General features: G+C 43.7%; 15 protein-coding genes. 3 read left to right on the plus strand and 12 right to left on the minus strand.

Annotated features, from left to right (window positions below; all coding sequences use genetic code 11):
- Nucleotides 1-4 precede the first annotated feature (4 nt).
- From UCH003_RS12700 to lpxB, 7 genes are read right to left on the minus strand one after another with little or no spacing between them, the layout of a single operon-like run.
- Nucleotides 5-499, minus strand: coding sequence for a chemotaxis protein CheW (locus UCH003_RS12700; RefSeq protein WP_039671963.1), 495 nt, complete (start codon nucleotides 497-499; stop codon nucleotides 5-7).
- Between the two features lie 13 nt (nucleotides 500-512).
- The gene (locus UCH003_RS12705; protein ID WP_060826778.1) at nucleotides 513-2,858 is read right to left on the minus strand and encodes a hybrid sensor histidine kinase/response regulator; all 2,346 of its coding nucleotides are present in this window, start codon (nucleotides 2,856-2,858) and stop codon (nucleotides 513-515) included.
- 10 nt (nucleotides 2,859-2,868) lie between these two features.
- Complete coding sequence (locus UCH003_RS12710) at nucleotides 2,869-3,819, minus strand: chemotaxis protein (protein WP_039671961.1); 951 nt, start codon at nucleotides 3,817-3,819, stop codon at nucleotides 2,869-2,871.
- A 9-nt stretch (nucleotides 3,820-3,828) separates the two neighbouring features.
- The gene (locus UCH003_RS12715; RefSeq protein ID WP_060826779.1) at nucleotides 3,829-4,566 is read right to left on the minus strand and encodes a UDP-2,3-diacylglucosamine diphosphatase; all 738 of its coding nucleotides are present in this window, start codon (nucleotides 4,564-4,566) and stop codon (nucleotides 3,829-3,831) included.
- The gene (argC, locus tag UCH003_RS12720; protein ID WP_173636966.1) at nucleotides 4,556-5,569 is read right to left on the minus strand and encodes an N-acetyl-gamma-glutamyl-phosphate reductase; all 1,014 of its coding nucleotides are present in this window, start codon (nucleotides 5,567-5,569) and stop codon (nucleotides 4,556-4,558) included. The genes UCH003_RS12715 and argC overlap by 11 nt, the downstream gene beginning before the upstream one ends.
- Nucleotides 5,570-5,571: 2 nt before the next feature.
- Nucleotides 5,572-6,066 carry a transcription elongation factor GreA gene (greA, locus tag UCH003_RS12725; protein WP_039671959.1) on the minus strand — a complete coding sequence of 165 codons (495 nt, stop codon included), beginning with the start codon at nucleotides 6,064-6,066 and terminating at the stop codon, nucleotides 5,572-5,574.
- A gap of 25 nt (nucleotides 6,067-6,091) precedes the next feature.
- A complete protein-coding gene (lpxB, locus tag UCH003_RS12730) occupies nucleotides 6,092-7,123 on the minus strand; it encodes a lipid-A-disaccharide synthase (protein WP_039672442.1) in 1,032 nt (343 codons plus the stop codon).
- A gap of 128 nt (nucleotides 7,124-7,251) precedes the next feature.
- Between lpxB and surE the strand changes: the two genes are divergently transcribed.
- From surE to UCH003_RS12745, 3 genes are read left to right on the plus strand one after another with little or no spacing between them, the layout of a single operon-like run.
- Complete coding sequence (gene surE / locus UCH003_RS12735) at nucleotides 7,252-8,037, plus strand: 5'/3'-nucleotidase SurE (protein ID WP_060826780.1); 786 nt, start codon at nucleotides 7,252-7,254, stop codon at nucleotides 8,035-8,037.
- Nucleotides 8,037-8,681 carry a tRNA threonylcarbamoyladenosine dehydratase gene (locus UCH003_RS12740; protein WP_060826781.1) on the plus strand — a complete coding sequence of 215 codons (645 nt, stop codon included), beginning with the start codon at nucleotides 8,037-8,039 and terminating at the stop codon, nucleotides 8,679-8,681. Before surE ends, UCH003_RS12740 begins: the two co-directional genes overlap by 1 nt.
- A 34-nt stretch (nucleotides 8,682-8,715) precedes the next feature.
- On the plus strand, nucleotides 8,716-10,503 hold the full coding sequence (locus tag UCH003_RS12745) for a DUF4365 domain-containing protein (protein WP_060826782.1): 1,788 nt from the start codon (nucleotides 8,716-8,718) through the stop codon (nucleotides 10,501-10,503).
- 5 nt (nucleotides 10,504-10,508) lie between these two features.
- Here the strand turns inward: UCH003_RS12745 and UCH003_RS12750 are convergent, their stop codons facing one another.
- From UCH003_RS12750 to UCH003_RS12770, 5 genes are all read right to left on the minus strand, one after another.
- The gene (locus tag UCH003_RS12750) at nucleotides 10,509-11,132 is read right to left on the minus strand and encodes a hypothetical protein (protein WP_060826783.1); all 624 of its coding nucleotides are present in this window, start codon (nucleotides 11,130-11,132) and stop codon (nucleotides 10,509-10,511) included.
- Nucleotides 11,132-11,572, minus strand: coding sequence for a hypothetical protein (locus UCH003_RS12755; RefSeq protein ID WP_060827002.1), 441 nt, complete (start codon nucleotides 11,570-11,572; stop codon nucleotides 11,132-11,134). Before UCH003_RS12755 ends, UCH003_RS12750 begins: the two co-directional genes overlap by 1 nt.
- 4 nt (nucleotides 11,573-11,576) lie before the next feature.
- A complete protein-coding gene (gene carB / locus UCH003_RS12760; RefSeq protein ID WP_060826784.1) occupies nucleotides 11,577-14,834 on the minus strand; it encodes a carbamoyl-phosphate synthase large subunit in 3,258 nt (1,085 codons plus the stop codon).
- Nucleotides 14,835-14,895: 61 nt separating this feature from the next.
- Nucleotides 14,896-15,642: a rod shape-determining protein MreC gene (mreC, locus tag UCH003_RS12765; protein ID WP_039671947.1), complete on the minus strand. Its 747-nt coding sequence runs from the start codon at nucleotides 15,640-15,642 to the stop codon at nucleotides 14,896-14,898.
- Nucleotides 15,635-16,669: a rod shape-determining protein gene (locus UCH003_RS12770; RefSeq protein ID WP_039671946.1), complete on the minus strand. Its 1,035-nt coding sequence runs from the start codon at nucleotides 16,667-16,669 to the stop codon at nucleotides 15,635-15,637. The genes mreC and UCH003_RS12770 overlap by 8 nt, the downstream gene beginning before the upstream one ends.
- Nucleotides 16,670-16,674 lie beyond the last annotated feature (5 nt).

Consider the following 16,674-nt stretch of genomic DNA (forward strand, 5'->3'; position numbering starts at 1 on the left):
TTAATTAGAAATCGCGTTTGAGCAGAGCTTCGACTTTAAGAATCGTCAAAATATTTTCATCGCGCATACCGATACCGTAAACAAGCCCTTTCTCGGCATGAATCGTTTCCGGCGGCGGTCCGATACGACTGCTTTTAATACGAATCGCCTCAGTCAGACGATCGATCACGAAACCGGCGGTATTGTCTTTACCTTTCATCACGATGTAACGCGTCTCTTCGGTCACTTTAGAAGGATCCATCTTAAACTTGCTACGAAGATCGATCAACGGGATCACGCTTCCTCTGAGGTTAAAGACACCCAAGATATACGTCGGGACACTCGGAACACGCGTATATTCAATCGGTTTGATGATCTCTTGAATGCTCAAAATGGGCACGGCGTACTCTTCTTGCCCGATAATAAATCCTACCAATTGGACAACGTCATCCTCTTTTTTTTGAGGCTCTTCAATCTGTTTTTGTTGCTTTTGAAGAATTTGATTGAGTTTATCGTTCATCTTCTTGCCTCACTTATAGTTTAATATTTTTTCGTACGACACTCTCAAGATATTCCGGAGAGTACGGCTTGGTGATATATTCACTCATACCCGATTCCACGCCTCTGAGTCGATCGGATTTTGAGGTACGCGACGTCACCGCAATAAGCGGTAGGTTTTTGTATTTGGAATACTTACGGATCTCGCTCGCCAAGGTATAGCCGTCCATACGCGGCATTTCGATATCGATTAAAACCGCATCGATACTGTATTCTGCCGATTTGAGCATATTTAAAGCCTCTTGACCGTTGCTGGCTTCGATCACCGTTAAGCCGATAGGTTCCATCGATTTTTTCATAATATTGCGATCCATCGCACTGTCGTCTACGGCAAGTACGACGTAATCACTCGGTACACTTTTCGTTTTAACCGTTGTTTCCGCCGTTGCACGAATATCGACCGTAATGCCTTTGGCAAGATTCATTAACGCCGCTACATCCACAATCAGCGTAACGCGTCCGTCGCCTCGAATCGTCGCACCCGCAATACCCTCAATGCCTTGGAGGTAATCGCCCAAAGATTTAATAACAATCTCTTCTTGTCCGACCAAAGTATCGACGACGACGCCGAGTTTAGATTCGGCAAGTCCGATAACGACGACGTAAGTGTGTTCTCCGCCCTCATAAACTTGTTTCACTCCGAAAATATCGGAGAGTCTAACAAGAGAGAGCACCTCGTCGCGAAGGCGTAAAACATTTTTGCCTTCAATCGTATAAATCTCGTCCAAAGGAATGCGAACGGTTTCTAAAACCGATGCCAACGGAATCGCGTAATACTCTTCTTGCGCACCGACCAATAGGGCTTGAATAATCGCCAACGTCAACGGAATTTTAAGTTTGATAACCGTACCGCGACCTAACTCGCTGTCAACGTCGATAATGCCGTTTAATTTTTCGATATTCGTTTTAACGACGTCCATACCTACACCGCGACCCGAAACGTTGGTGACCACTTTTGCCGTCGATAAAGAAGGTCTAAAAATCAATGAAAACGCCTCTTTATCGCTCATAGCGTCGGCTTCACGCTCGCTGATCATTCCTTTTTCAATGGCTTTGGAACGTAAAAGATCGGCATCCAAGCCTTTACCGTCGTCGGTAATTTCGATGACGATATGGTTACCCTCATTATACGCTTTAAGCTGAATGAGACCCATTTCAGGTTTGCCTTTAGCACGTCTAGACGCAGCGTCTTCAATGCCGTGGTCGCACGAGTTACGAATAATATGCACCAAAGGATCGCCGATCTCTTCAACGATCGATTTATCAAGCTCCGTCTCTTCACCCGAAATTTCAAGCTCGATTTGTTTACCGAGCTCGCGGGAAAGGTCGCGAACCATTCGCGGAAACTTGTTGAAAACTTTTGCAATAGGAAGCATTCTTGTTTTCATAACCGCAATTTGAAGGTCGGTCGTTACGAGTGAAATCGACGATACGACTTGGTTGAGTTCTTCCAAGAATTTCTCGCCCTCGTAACGTTCTTCGACGTCATCGTAGATTTTTAACAATCTATTTTTGCCCAAAACAAGCTCGCCGATAAGGTTCATCAGATGGTCGAGTCGTTTTACCTCGACGCGTATCGTCTGCTCCATCGTACTTGCGGACTCTTTTTTAGCCGGAGCATTAGTGCTCTCGCCGCCGCTTCGTTTTGCCGTCGATTTTTCCGCCGGAGCTTCTTCACTCTCGTCGTGATCGCCAAGTCCTGCAAACGAAGGTGCCGCAGAAGGAGTCGGTGCAACCGGAGCCGGTGCAGTGCTTTCTTTCGCATGGCCTTCTTTACGCTTACGATCTTCTTCTTTGCGCATTTTCAATAAACGTTCGATCTCTTCTTCAACCTCTTGATCGCTGAGTTTGGAGTAATCGGCATTGTCGTCTACCGCTACCGGTGCCGTTGCTTCTTCTGCGGATTGCGTTGAAACTTCGACAACTTCTTCGCCGTTTGAAATGACGTCCAAGCGACGGCAAATATCGGTAATATCCAATCCGATAGACGTATCGTCTCCGTTATCGCGAATAGCATGTAACAAAGTCTTCATCAAATCGATCGACTCCAAAACGACGTCCATAACTTCCGACGTCAATTTTAAGTCCCCATGGCGTGCTTTGTTTAAAACATCTTCCATATGATGCGTTAATTGCGTCAAAATGTTAAAGTTAAGAAACGATGAAGAGCCTTTAATCGTATGGGCAACCCTAAAGATGCTATTGAGGAGTTCCAGATCGTCGGGATTGGACTCAAGCTCTACTAAGTTTTGATCGAGTTGTTCAATAAGTTCGAACGCTTCAACCAAAAAATCTTCTAAAATTTCTTGAATATCTTCCATCGTTCTACCCCTATTGTGCAGTTTTTACATGCGATTTTATTACTTTAGAAACTTCTTTGTAAAAAATCGACGCATCAAATTTCGTTAAATAAGCCTCTCCGCCCGCCTCTTTACCTCTGATCTCGCTGAAGTGATCGCTAATGGAGGAGTTGAATACGATCGGAATATTTTTAAACCTCGTATCTTCTTTGACGTTTGCGGCAAAATGGAATCCGTCCATTTGCGGCATTTCGACGTCGCTGATAATAATCTTAACTTCGTCGCCGATACGCTCGTTGTAGGTCGTGTAAAGCTCATTGAGCCTTTGAATTCCCTCCAAACCGTCTTTGGCTTCCACGACGCGCATTCCCATTTTTTTCAACGCATCGCTTACGAGTTTTCGCGCCGTCATACTGTCATCCAAGATGAGTGCCGTTCCTTCGACTTTGACGATTTGATGGTCGTCGATGTCCATTTTGGGCTGGTAAATTCCCAACGCCTGTACGACGCTTTCCAAGTCCAAAATCAACAGTACGTCGTCGTTTTCGATGCGCGTTACGCCCGTAATTTGGCTTTTATCCAAAGAGCCCATGCCCGCAACGAACGATGCGGGTTCGATGTCTTTCCAGCTGATGCGACGAATTCGTTTTGCTTCGTGAACGACAAAACCGATCAAAATGTCGCTAAACTCGGTAATGATAATACGCGGTTTAATCGATCCGTCGTCGGGCTCTTTAATATTCATCCACTTCGCAAGGTTAACGACGGGTATGACGATGCCGCGAAGATCGAAGATGCCTTCGATGTACTCGGGAACTCCGGGGAGTTCGGTTAGATTGGGGATTTTGATGATTTCGCGAACCTTGGCGACGTTGACGCCGTAGATTCCCTCATACACACCCTTCTCTTCCTTTTTGAAAATACGAAAATCCACCAGTTCCATTTCATTGGAACCTACTTTTAAAATACTCTCTTTAGCCATTGCTGCCCCTTATTTACTTGGACATGACCTCAATTGCATGGGTGCAAAGTGTGTCTCTGGAGAGGATTGTACACTAAAATAGCTTTGATTGCACGCAAAAGAAGAAAAATTAACATAATGAACGCTAGATACCGTAAAATCGACGTTTTGATGGTAGTGCCCTTCGGCGATGACCTCGGTTTTTGGGTAAAAAGAGAGTTTGCGTTGTATTTGCGTTACAAAGTCTTCGATTTTCTTGCAGAGATTTTTTTTACGTTGATCGTTTTGAATCTTTTTGGAGATCGCATGCGAGAAGAGTCGATCCAAAACGTTCAAAACACTTAAAAGCTTTGGATGACGAATCACTTTCGTATAACAACGGTTCAGCAAAGTTCCGTATTTGTCACCGTGCAACAGCAAACACGTTCTGCCGTCGGGAAGCCGACATGCCAGCGGTTGGCGTTCAATGGGAACGACCGTGACATGGGAAAAGACTTTGGCTAGATTAAAATCGTGATTGCCTTCAAAATAATAAACTTCGCATCGCGCGGCAATCGTGTCGATTAGGTCGATGTAAGGGCGGTATTGCTCAACGCCGTAGTCTACGTTCCCGACCAAGAGATCGAACATATCGCCCATCAAAAAGAGTTGCGGGGGAGGATTGTGCTTGACATGTAAAAGAAAATCGAAGAAGAAAGAGCGCTCGCTTGAATCATGCGCATCGGCAATAAAAAGCGCTCCTTCTTGAATCTGCACGTTAGGGAACATACGCGATCATAGGAATACCGGCGGTTTCGTCCAAACCGCACATCAAGTTTGCATTGACCACCGCTTGGGACGAAGCACCGCGTAAAAGGTTATCGATAGCAGACGAAACGAAAAGGGATTTGCCTTTTTGCGTCACGAAAATATCGCAAAAATTGGTTCCTGCCGTCGCTTTAATCTCTACGGGCGTTTCGCGCACGCGCACGAACGTCGCATCGGCGTAATACGCCCTTAAAACCGCCTTCGCGTCAATCGTCTCATCGGTTTGCAAATAAGAACTTACCAACATTCCGCGCGTCAGGGGAAGCAAATGCGGAATGAAGTTGACTTCAAACGCATGCGCGCTTATCTGGCGCAATTTTTCCGCAATTTCGGGTTCGTGGCGATGCTTTAACGGATTGTAGGCAAACATATTTTCGTTAATAGCAACAAAATGCGCCGTAGGCGTTAACTTTTTACCTGCACCCGACACACCGCTTTTCGCATCGATAAAAATCGGTGCTTCTTTGTTCAGATACGGCAAAAACGGCAAAATTCCCAAAATCGACGCCGTAGGATAACACCCCGGATTGGCGATCAAACGAGCGTTTTGAATGCGTGCTTTGTGAATTTCGGGCAATCCGTAGACCGCTTCGCTTAAATGTTCTTTATCCTCATGCTCGCAATAGTGTTTTTCGTAGGCTTCCAACTCCAAGCGATAGTCCGCAGAAAGATCGACAACCTTGACATGTAAGTCTAAAAGCTCTTTCGCAAACCCCATCGCGGCTTTGTGAGGAAGTGCTAAAAATGCCAGCGTCGCATGTTTTGCCACCTCTTTGGCGTCAGCTTTTTGCACGTCTTGTTCAAAAACGCAAGCGAGCGAAGGATGAAGCTCGCTTGCGCTCACGCCTCCTTCGCTCGTTGCGATATAACGAATCGTGAAATGAGGATGGTTGATCAAGATTTTGATCAATTCCAATCCCGTATATCCGCTAGCCCCTATAATAGCTACATCGATTTTAGGCATGCTTATCCTTCAAAGTCGATCTCGCGATAGGCGATTTCGAGGATTTCGTACTCTTGCGAGCCGTTCGGTAATTTAATCGTTACTTCTTCGCCTTCGCTACGTCCCATGAGCTGTTTGGCAAGCGGAGAGTGAAACGAAATCAACCCGCGATCGGGATTGCTTTCGGTACTACCTACGATGGTATAGCTTACCTCTTCGCCGCTGTCCGTATTTTCCAACATCACGCTCGAACCGAATCGTACTTTATCGTGTTCGTACGAGCTAGGATCGATCACGTGGGCACGTGCCAAAAGATCGCTTAGTTCGCCGATGCGCGTATCGATAAACGCTAAACGATCTTTGGCCGCGTGGTATTCGGCATTCTCTTTAAGATCCCCGTGACTGCGCGCAATATCCAATTCTATGACCGTCTCGGGACGTTGTTTTTTTCGTAAATCTTGTAATTCGTTTGATAATTTTTGATAACCGAACTCGGTCATCGGCTCTTTATTTTCCATTGAGTTCTCCTTCAAAAAGCACCTATTATAGCTTCATTATACTTATCATTGCCTCTTTGCTTCCGTGTTCCAAAAGCGTTCGAAGTTTCGTGGCACGTTCGAAAAAAACCTCTTGATCGGTTTGCTCGTAAACGTGGAGCAAGTTGTCCGCATAGACCTCTTCTTGCAACAACTCTACATGTAAAGGCTCTTCTTGTTCAAAATCAAACAAAATATTCGCCAAACCGACATGTTTGAGCTTCACAAATTGCTTCGCAATCCAATAATCAAACGCTTTGGCTTTGTACGCCAACACGAAAGGCACCCCCACAAGAGCCGCTTCCAACGTCGCCGTTCCCGAACAAACAAACGCAAACTCGCTTTGTAAAAACGCGTCGTACGTATTGCGTGAAATTTTGAACATACCCAAATCCCCGTATATATCGACAATTTCCCGATACGTAAAATGTGCGGGAATGACCAGAAGCTTCTCTTTATCCTCAATTTTTGCCGCAAGTTCTTTGTAGATAGGCAATAAAGCCCTTATCTCACTCTTGCGGCTTCCGGGCAGAAAGGCGATCGTTCCCGTTTTTTCATGGCGTATCTTAAAGTGCGGTATCTCGTCCAACAAGGGATTGCCTACATACGTCGATTTGGTATAACATAAATTCTCAAACGGGAAAATCGACGCCAAAATATCGCAATATTTTTCCAATTTCGCCGCGCGTTTGGGTCTCCAAGCCCATACTTTCGGCAAAATGTAGTAAATGATCTGGACGTTCGGATTGATCGTTTTAATCGCTTTTGCCAAAGGTAAATTAAAAGCCGGAGAGTCGATCAGCAACACTTTATCCACAAAAAAACTCATACGCGCCATCACTTTAATCGCCCGTTTCGCCTCGCGAATTTTAGGAAGTGCATCCAAAAAACCCATAATCGAAAAAGCACCGGAAGACAAAAACGGCTTCCCGAAACGCTCGTCGAAAATACCGAAAATTTCGCAAGACTCCAAGCCTTCTAAAATAGGTTCGAGATGCAAATTTGCGGAGGGTTCCAATGCCGAGATTAAAAGTTTCAAACGCATACCTTCTTTTTTGTATAAGTCTATACAAAAATCTCTTAAAAAGAGACGCGCTTTGGAGCTTTAAACGAAGTCTACTATAAGCCCGTTTCGTTATAATGGTTTTAAAAAAGACAGGTCTTTTCATGAAACGTATTTTAATTACCAACGACGACGGATTTGAAAGTCCGGGCTTACATGCGCTTGCACGCGCGCTTCGTCCTTTAGGGCATGTCACGATCGTAGCTCCCACCACCGAAAAATCAGCATGCGGACACTCTTTAACCTTAACGCGTCCGCTTCGCTTTATCTCCATTAGCGACGATTTTTTTAAACTGGACGACGGCACGCCGACCGATTGCATTTACCTCTCGCTCAATGCCCTTTTTGAAGGAGAGAGCAAACCCGACCTCATCGTAAGCGGCATCAATAAAGGCTCCAATTTGGGCGAAGACATTACCTACAGCGGTACGGCGAGCGCGGCAATGGAAGGTGCACTTCACAGCGTTCCGTCCATCGCGATTTCGCAAGTTTACGAAGGTAGCCCCCAAAATATCGAATTGACGCACGGCTACGATTTGGCGGAGCGCGTCGTGTACGATCTTTCCAAAAAGATTTTGGAAAAAACCTTTCCTTTGAACGAACGTCGCTTTTTAAACGTCAACGTGCCGCCGTTGAAACCCGAAGAGTGCAAAGGCTATAAAATCACGCGCGCAGGATACCGTATGTACGGAAACGACGCGCATCTGCACCGCAATCCTAGAGGCGAAGAGTTCTACTGGCTGGGCGTTCACACACTGGAGTGGAAAAAAGGAGCACTTAGCGACTGCGATTTGAGTGCTATCGAAGAGGGCTACGTCTCGATTACGCCGATAAAGCTCGATATGACCGCGCACGATGAACTGGAAGCCTTAAAAGAGTGGATCAAATAATGGACGACCGCTTCACAAGAGTTCGCCGTGTTTTTGGTGAGGATTTTGAAAAACTCCAAAAAGCAAATATCCTTCTTTTAGGCGTGGGCGGTGTTGGAAGTGTCTGTTTGGACGCACTGTTTCGAACCGGCATCGGGCGCATTACCATCGTTGATGATGATGTGTATGACATCACAAACCAAAACCGACAACTAGGCTCAGAAGCGGTGGGCGAAGTCAAAGTCTTGCACCTTGCCTCACTTTACTCCAACGTCACACCGATTCACGTACTCATTACGCCCGAGTGGGTGGAGCAGTTTGACTTTTCGCCTTTTGATCTTGTCATCGACGCTATAGACGATATGAGAGCCAAAGTTGCCGTAGCACACAAAACGAGCGAAAAACTTTTCAGCTCCAGCGGCAGTGCTAAAAAACTAGACCCCACACGCATTCGCACTGCTTCCATCTGGAAAACTCATGGTGACGCGCTGGCAAAAAAGATGCGGTATGAACTCAAAAAAAGCGGTTTTACGGGAGATTTTCTAACCGTCTTCTCAGACGAAGAGCCTACATGTAAAGAACTAGGAAGCCTCATGTGCGTTACGGGAGCATTTGGCTTGACGCTCGCTTCACTGGCAATTCGGAAGATTACGGGAAAAATGTAAGTTATTGCTCGAACAAAGAAAATTAAGAAAAAAAATGAATCAAAAACGACCCATGCAGACTGATTCGCAAAGTCTTGGTGATATAGGGGCAACAACAGTACAATTAATTTTGCAAAAATTTAAATGGACTGCAGATATTATCAAAAGTGATTTTGGCGAAGATATTGACTGCAATATCTTCATTGATAATATTAGAACAAACTATCATTTTAGGTGTCAAGTAAAATCATCAACTAAAGATAGCAAATATATACGAAAATTAAAAAATGGAGATTTTAGTATATCAATTGAAGCAACTCACTTGAGAGCGTGGCAAACTAGTTATTTTCCTGTTTTTTTAATAATCTATGAAGAAGAAACCGATAAATGTTATTGGACTATGCCTGTTGAACAAATCTTTCAAAGTCCAAGAAAATTAAATGCAAAAGCTCCCACTATCAATATTTCTAAAAATAATATTTTTGATGATACCACCAAAGACAATATTTTAAATACAACAAAAAACTTTTACAGTAAGTTTTTAAGAGTAGATGAATCGGCTATTGAATGTAATGTAGTGCCTGTTTTAATGCCAGATTATAAGGTTATACCAATATTTGATTGCTATGATTTTATTCATAGTAAAAGTGACCTTCAGATTGATTTGAATTATAATTTAATTGAAAATTTACCATCTTGGATGATGGTATTAAGGCGAATTGATCCTTCAAGTATTCATACCTTTTTAAAAATATCTTCAACAGTTAAAGTAGAGTTGGAAGAATTTATTAAAAAGTTAAAACAGAAGTTATTATTATTTGATTACTCAACCAAAAATAATAAATGGATTTCTTTTATTATTAGTCCAATCAAAATATCTTCACGTAAATCAAATTGGGAAAACGAATTGACTTCTTGGCTTTCATTTTCTAAAATAAATAATCATATAGTCGATGATTTTAATTATACATTTGAGTCTCCTAACAATTTCTTGAGACAAATCACTAGGCGCTCTATGAGTTGGGATTCATCTTATTTTGTAGACCCTACACAAGATATAGCAATTCGGTTTTTAGGTGCTAATAAAATTACGCCTGCCATTTTAAATATTAATCAAATTCATTTGAACAATATAAAAGGTCAATATCTTTTATGGGAGTGCAAAAAAGAAGATATTGAGACATTGCACAATAAAATTTCTACTCTTGAATTACAAATCCAGATACTTGAAAATACAAATGAAAAATGCTTAGTAGCTATAGCGATGGCTATGTTTGATCCAACCATAGGTATGTACACGCAAGCTAGAGATTGGGAAAGTTATGAAAATGGCAATGCGAAGAACATTTTAGAAAAAAATAATATGATACAAGCTTTACCAGGGAATGAATATAAAGGTAAAACGCCAGTATTATTAAAAGAACTATTAAAACCATATGGTGAATCAAACTATACAATGGCTCAAGTCAATATAAATAGCTATATTTGGGGATTCCCATTAATGCAAAATCAAAGAGAAATATACATTTCAAGGTTTCAAGAAATTGCACAAGACAAAGCAGAAAAGCTTAAATTAAAAATCAAAAAGTATAAACACAATTTTCAAATAGAGTTGATTTTAGTAGATGACACATTTAGAAACTCTATTTATGAATTGCTAATAGGTTTTATACCTAATTTAGAAAAATCTTCTAAAGATGCTTATTTGGACAAAGAAAGTGAAATCCTAAAAATATTTGATGATATATTGCCAACTAAAACATATAGTGATACAACATTTAAAAATTCTTTTGATATTTTACATGTTGCAGGACAAATTGAATTTGAAAAGCATACAAAATAGTTTTCTTACTCTTCCATCGCCATCATCAAAAACCCCGTAAAAGCGGCATTGTCATCGTGGCTTATCTTTGCTCCGACATTGGCTTTCATGTTTTCCAATACACTCGTATACGCTGTGTAAAATTTATAACTCGGTTTTGGCTTATAAACTAAACCTTCTATCTCAAAAAAAGCGATAATGTTTTTGGTGGTTGTAGGCTTGATGAAAAACGCTTTATCTCGGTAAAAGTAGTAAGGAATGAACGTTACAAGCGGCCATTTTGCCAAACTGTAAAATGAAAGCACCTCTACTAAGGTCTCAAAGCCCTCTTTTGGGTCGCCGTAAAGCATTTCATACAGACCAATACAAAGCATATCTCTTCGCTCCATGCGCATGGACTTGACCATATCGCGTACTTTTGGTTTTTCAAAGAGTGAGATGAGGGTTGACTTTGAGGCGATTTTGGCGAAGTTTTCGCAGATGAGCTCAGGCTGTGAGAAATTCTCTTTGGCAAACATCTCACGGACTTGCTCGCCTATTTTTGCGGTGTTGTGTCGTTTGATGATAGGTTGAAGTCCTATATCTTGAAACCCCTCAGGATAAAGTTCTAAAAAATAAGCTTCCGCGTTTTTGAGTTTTTCTAAGTTCATTACCGTAATTTCCTCATCTTGTGTTTACCGAGTTTGAAAATCTTTGAGGGTTTGTCTTCAAAAAAACCTTTACATGTAAACACAACGATGTCTGCTTTTTCGATGGCAAAAGCTTCATCAAAACCCTTCCCGCTGGGGTTAGACGAGGTGGAATAACTCCATGTCAGTTTTCGTAAAAACGGCAAGTGATCCGTGTCTTGGATCACACGAATTGCTAGTCCACACGGATAGGCGAAAGTAGTTTTTTTGGCTCTTCGGATACGGTTTTTATGCTCTTTTGGAACACGGGTAAAGGTGCGAAGTGTCTGTAAGCTGTCCACGCTCATCAAAAACGGCTTACCGTTTGGGCGATTTTTGATGGTTGCTAATGCCTCGGCATTTTGGGAGAGAAACCCCGCCGTTGTCTCTGTTTGAGCTAGATAAACACGGTCGGGGTTCATGGTTTTAGTTGAGATAGTCTTGTAAAGCACGTGGTTCAAGCGCACTTTTGTCTTGAATGTACGCGATAGATTCCGTTGCCGCCGCTGCTGCCGCTACGGTCGTAAAATAAGGAATTTTGAAGCGAAGAACCGCTTGGCGGATCTTTTTTGCATCGTCTTTGCTCGATTTGGCATCGCTCGTGTTAATCACTAAAGCGATGTCGCCGTTTTTGAGTTTATCTTCGATGTTGGGGCGACCCTCGGAAATTTTATAGACAAATTCCGCTTCCACGCCCGCATCGCGCAAGGCTTTATGCGTTCCGCCGGTCGCGACGACTTTAAAACCGAGCTGAACAAATTTTTCGCCGATCTGTTTAGCATAGCTTTTATCGATATCGACTAAAGAGATGAACACCGCACCGCTTTTCGGTAAGATATTCGCCGAAGCAATTTGACTTTTCGCAAACGAAGCCGGAAAATTTTTGCTAATGCCCATAACCTCACCCGTTGATTTCATCTCAGGTCCCAAGATAAGGTCTGCGCCTTGAAGTTTATTGAACGGGAAGACCGCTTCTTTGACCGCAACGTGGCTAAGCGGCTTGGGTTTTAAAAGTCCGCCGACTTCGGTTACCATGTTAAATTTGTCGTAAAATTTAAGTGCTTCGCGGAGATTGCCTTGAAACATCACGCGCGTAGCGACTTTTGCCATCGGAACGCCGGTAGCTTTACTGACAAACGGTACGGTACGACTGGCTCTGGGATTGACTTCGATCATATAAACGTCGTCTTGATAAATGGCGTATTGAATGTTCATCAGTCCTACGACACCAAGATTTAAAGCAATTTGGCGTGTTTGCGTTTCTATTTTTGCCAAAATCGTTTCGCTGAGGCTAACGGAAGGCAGAGAACACGCACTGTCGCCGCTGTGAATACCCGCTTCTTCGATATGTTGCATGATGCCGCCGATGTAGACGTCTTTACCGTCGCTGATCGCATCCACGTCGACTTCGATCGCACGATCTAAAAACTGATCGATCAAAACGGGCGAATTGTGACTCACACTTACCGCTTCGTTCATATAGGTTCTAAGTTCGCTTTCATTGTAAACGATGCGCATCGCACGACCGCCTAAAACATAACTTGGGCGAACCAAAACGGGATAACCGATGATTTTAGCTTTTTCGATCGCCTCTTCTTCGCTGGTCGCCGTTGCGTTATTGGGCTGTTTAATATGATTTTCTTTAATAAATTGCGAAAACTTTTCTCGATCTTCCGCCATATCGATCACGCGAGCGGTCGTTCCGATGATTTTTGCACCCATAACGGTCAATTTCTTCGCCAATTTCAACGGTGTTTGTCCACCGAAATGCACGATAATTCCATCGGGTTGTTCTTTTTCGACCACGCTTCTGACATGTTCAAAATCGATCGGTTCAAAATAGAGAATATCGCTGGTGTCGTAGTCGGTTGAAACGGTTTCGGGATTGCAGTTGTACATAATGGTTTTCACGCCCATATCGCCTAACGCATATGCCGCGTGAACGCAACAGTAGTCAAACTCGATACCCTGTCCGATACGATTCGGACCGCCGCCGATGATCATCACTTTTTTCTGTGTATCCGTCGTCTTGGACGGTTGAGGCACTTTCATGATATTTGTCGTCGAATACAAATACGGCGTTAAGGCTTTAAATTCCGCCGCACACGTGTCGACTTCGTTGTATTCAAAGTCGATACCGAGCTTGTTACGCGCAAAGTAAATATCGTTTTCGGTTAACTCTAAATTGTCCTCTTTGTTGATCAATTTTGCGATCATCTTGTCCGAAAAACCCATCGTTTTTGCTTTGCGTAACATCGTTTCGTTATTGAGGATAAACATGTCGATCTCTTTTTCAAAATCGACGATCTCTTTGATTTGCCCTAGAAACCATGGATCGATTTTACTCAAACGATACACTTCTTCAACGTCATAGCCTCTTCGAAACCCTTCCGCAACGTAAAGTGCACGGTCGCAATTGGGACGTCGAATCTCGTTTTTAAGTTTTTCTTCTTCGACTTTTTGAATTTCAAAACCGCTCAAACCGGTTTCCAAAGAACATAACGCTTTTTGAAACGACTCTTTAAACGTTCGCCCGATCGCCATGACTTCGCCCACGCTTTTCATCGACGTGGTCAACGTCGAATCGGCAAGCGGAAATTTTTCAAATGTAAAACGAGGAATTTTCGTCACGATATAATCAATGACCGGCTCAAAACTCGCCGCCGTACCCGTAATGTCGTTTTTAATCTCGTCAAGCGTAAATCCGACGGCTAAAAGCGTGGCGACTTTGGCAATCGGATACCCCGTTGCCTTCGAAGCCAATGCCGAGCTACGGCTCACGCGCGGATTCATTTCGATGACGGTCATGCGTCCCGTTTGGGGGCAAATCGAAAACTGTACGTTACTACCGCCGGTATCAACGCCGATTTCGCGCAAAATCGCAAACGAGGCATTTCGCATACGTTGGTACTCTTTATCGGTGAGCGTAAGAGCGGGAGCAATGGTAATGGAATCGCCCGTATGCACGCCCATCGGGTCAAAGTTTTCGATCGAACAGACGATAATGCAGTTATCGGCACGATCGCGAATAACTTCCATCTCGTACTCTTTCCAACCCAAAAGCGACTCTTCGATTAAGATTTCGTTGATCGGACTCGCATCCAAGCCGGCACTTGCTAACTCTTTAAACTCGTCGATATTGTACGCGACACCGCTTCCGCCGCCCGCTAAGGTATACGAAGCGCGGATAATCAAAGGGAATCCAATTTTTTCCGCCGCCGCGTACGCATCTTCCATCGTATAGGCATACGCGCTAATCGGCAAATCCATACCGATTTTCATCATGGCTTCTTTAAACGCTTGTCTGTCTTCGCCTTTTTTAATCGCCGCAGGGTTTGCGCCTAAAAATTTGACGTTTTCCAGCAATCCCAGATCGTGCATACGCATGGCAACGTTCAAGGCCGTTTGTCCGCCCATCGTCGGTAAAATCGCGTCGATATTCTCTTTTTCGATAATACGCGCGATAACCTCTTCGGTAATCGGCTCGATATACGTACGATCGGCGAATTCCGGGTCGGTCATAATCGTTGCGGGATTTGAATTGACCAGTACGACGCGGTATCCAAGTTCTTTGAGTGTTTTTGCCGCTTGCGTTCCCGAATAGTCAAATTCACATGCCTGTCCGATAACGATAGGACCTGATCCGATTAATAGTATGGTTTTAATATCTTGGCGTTTTGGCATCTCTTTCCTTTAATCTACATGTAGTCTTCAACCCAACACCTTTTAGGTTCTGGGTTCAAGACTAATTTTGTAAAATTACATGCATAAATGCAGGGACATGGGCATTGGCATAAGGCTTAACGACCACGGTTTTGGATGACTCCTCTTCAATGACCTGCGTCACGGTTCCGACTTTAATTCCCTCGAAGAAAAGACCGTCCAATCCGCTGGTGACCACTTCGTCTCCGACTTGCGGTTGCAACCATTGCGAAATATATTTCACTAAAATTTCTTTGCGGTTTCCTTGTAAAACGCCTTGCATTTTTTGATCTCCCACATAAACCGAAAAAATCGATTTTGGGTCGCTTAACAACAAACCTTGCGGATGCCCGTCATTTGATACGACGATACCCGCGGCATATCCTTGGGTTAAAAGACCGTAAATTTTACTTTGATTAAAATCTTTAAAATCAAGCCATACTTTACCGTAATCGTTAAGGTCGGTATAGCCGATCGACTGAATCAATGCAATTTTAGGAGAGTATGCCGTAACGTTGTTTTCTTTTAAAAGATCGTTCAATTTGCTCGCAAACGCGATGGATAATACGGCCGATTTTTGCAACGTCTGATTCTCGGCACGCAACCGTTTAATCTCTTCTTGTTGGGCAAAATGCTCGTTCACACGATTTTCGATACTCGTTTTTAGATCAACGTAAGCGGATAATACTTTCGTATTTAATCCGCCGATATAATGCTTTGCTTCCGTTCCGTACCGAAACGATACGAAAACGAAAGCCGCTAAAAGTATAAGGATTTTAAATTTATTCATTCGATAGTTGTTGCAATATCTCTATCTCTTCCAAAGCTTTTCCCGTTCCTTTAGCAACGGCTAAAAGCGGTTCGTCCGCTACGAAAACGGGGAGTTTGACGATGTCGGAAAGATATTTGTCAAATCCACGAATCAACGCACCGCCGCCCGTCAATACGATACCGTTTTCCACGATATCGCCCGCCAAATCGGGAGGCATAACCTCTAAAACGTCTTTGAGCGCATCGGCAATCTCTTTCAAAGGCTCTTTAATAGCGTCGCGTACGTCCTCGCTGGTCAACTCGATACGGCTTAAAAGTCCGCTGACTTGATCGCGACCTTTGACCATCATCGAAAGCGGTTCATCCATCGGTACGGCCGTTCCGATAGCGATTTTAATCTCTTCTCCGGTTCGTTCGCCGATCAGAAGGTTGTATTTTTTCTTCACATAATCTACGATTGCCAAGTCGATTTTATCGCCGGCAACACGAATCGATTTGCTGATAACCAAACCGCCCAAAGAGACTACGCCGATTTCGGTCGTACCGCCGCCGATATCGACAACCAGGCTTCCTTGCGGCTCTCGTACCGGCAGTCCGGCTCCAATAGCCGCCGCCATCGGCTCTTCGATCAAGAAGACTTCGCGCGCGCCCGCACTCATCGCCGACTCACGTACCGCCTTACGCTCGACTTGCGTCAAACCGTAAGGAACACAGATAATAATGCGCGGTCGTAAAAAACTTTTTCTGCGATGGGCTTTTTCAATAAAATAGCGAATCATTTTTTCGGTCATATCAAAATCGGCAATCACGCCGTCACGCATCGGACGAATCGCTTCGATGTCGCCGGGAGTTTTACCCACCATATTTTTAGCCTCTTTACCGACGGCCAAAATACTCTGTTTTCCCATGCGATTTCTTTGTACGGCGACAACGGAGGGTTCGTTAATAATGATACCCTTGCCTTTGACGAGAACAAGCGTATTGGCCGTTCCGAGGTCAATACTCATATCGCTTGAAAAAAAGCCTATCACTTTGTCTAAAATCATCTCTA

The organism is Sulfurospirillum cavolei (assembly GCF_001548055.1).
GTDB lineage: Bacteria > Campylobacterota > Campylobacteria > Campylobacterales > Sulfurospirillaceae > Sulfurospirillum.

What these genes read in the sequence shown, in the direction of transcription:
- UCH003_RS12700 (WP_039671963.1), bottom strand. Translation starts at nt 499, where the DNA reads ATGAACGATAAACTCAATCAAATTCTTCAAAAGCAACAAAAACAGATT.
- UCH003_RS12705 (WP_060826778.1), bottom strand. Translation starts at nt 2,858, where the DNA reads ATGGAAGATATTCAAGAAATTTTAGAAGATTTTTTGGTTGAAGCGTTC.
- UCH003_RS12710 (WP_039671961.1), bottom strand. Translation starts at nt 3,819, where the DNA reads ATGGCTAAAGAGAGTATTTTAAAAGTAGGTTCCAATGAAATGGAACTG.
- UCH003_RS12715 (WP_060826779.1), bottom strand. Translation starts at nt 4,566, where the DNA reads ATGTTCCCTAACGTGCAGATTCAAGAAGGAGCGCTTTTTATTGCCGAT.
- argC (WP_173636966.1), bottom strand. Translation starts at nt 5,569, where the DNA reads ATGCCTAAAATCGATGTAGCTATTATAGGGGCTAGCGGATATACGGGA.
- greA (WP_039671959.1), bottom strand. Translation starts at nt 6,066, where the DNA reads ATGGAAAATAAAGAGCCGATGACCGAGTTCGGTTATCAAAAATTATCA.
- surE (WP_060826780.1), top strand. Translation starts at nt 7,252, where the DNA reads ATGAAACGTATTTTAATTACCAACGACGACGGATTTGAAAGTCCGGGC.
- UCH003_RS12740 (WP_060826781.1), top strand. Translation starts at nt 8,037, where the DNA reads ATGGACGACCGCTTCACAAGAGTTCGCCGTGTTTTTGGTGAGGATTTT.
- UCH003_RS12745 (WP_060826782.1), top strand. Translation starts at nt 8,716, where the DNA reads ATGAATCAAAAACGACCCATGCAGACTGATTCGCAAAGTCTTGGTGAT.
- UCH003_RS12750 (WP_060826783.1), bottom strand. Translation starts at nt 11,132, where the DNA reads ATGAACTTAGAAAAACTCAAAAACGCGGAAGCTTATTTTTTAGAACTT.
- UCH003_RS12755 (WP_060827002.1), bottom strand. Translation starts at nt 11,572, where the DNA reads ATGAACCCCGACCGTGTTTATCTAGCTCAAACAGAGACAACGGCGGGG.
- carB (WP_060826784.1), bottom strand. Translation starts at nt 14,834, where the DNA reads ATGCCAAAACGCCAAGATATTAAAACCATACTATTAATCGGATCAGGT.
- mreC (WP_039671947.1), bottom strand. Translation starts at nt 15,642, where the DNA reads ATGAATAAATTTAAAATCCTTATACTTTTAGCGGCTTTCGTTTTCGTA.
- UCH003_RS12770 (WP_039671946.1), bottom strand. Translation starts at nt 16,669, where the DNA reads ATGATTTTAGACAAAGTGATAGGCTTTTTTTCAAGCGATATGAGTATT.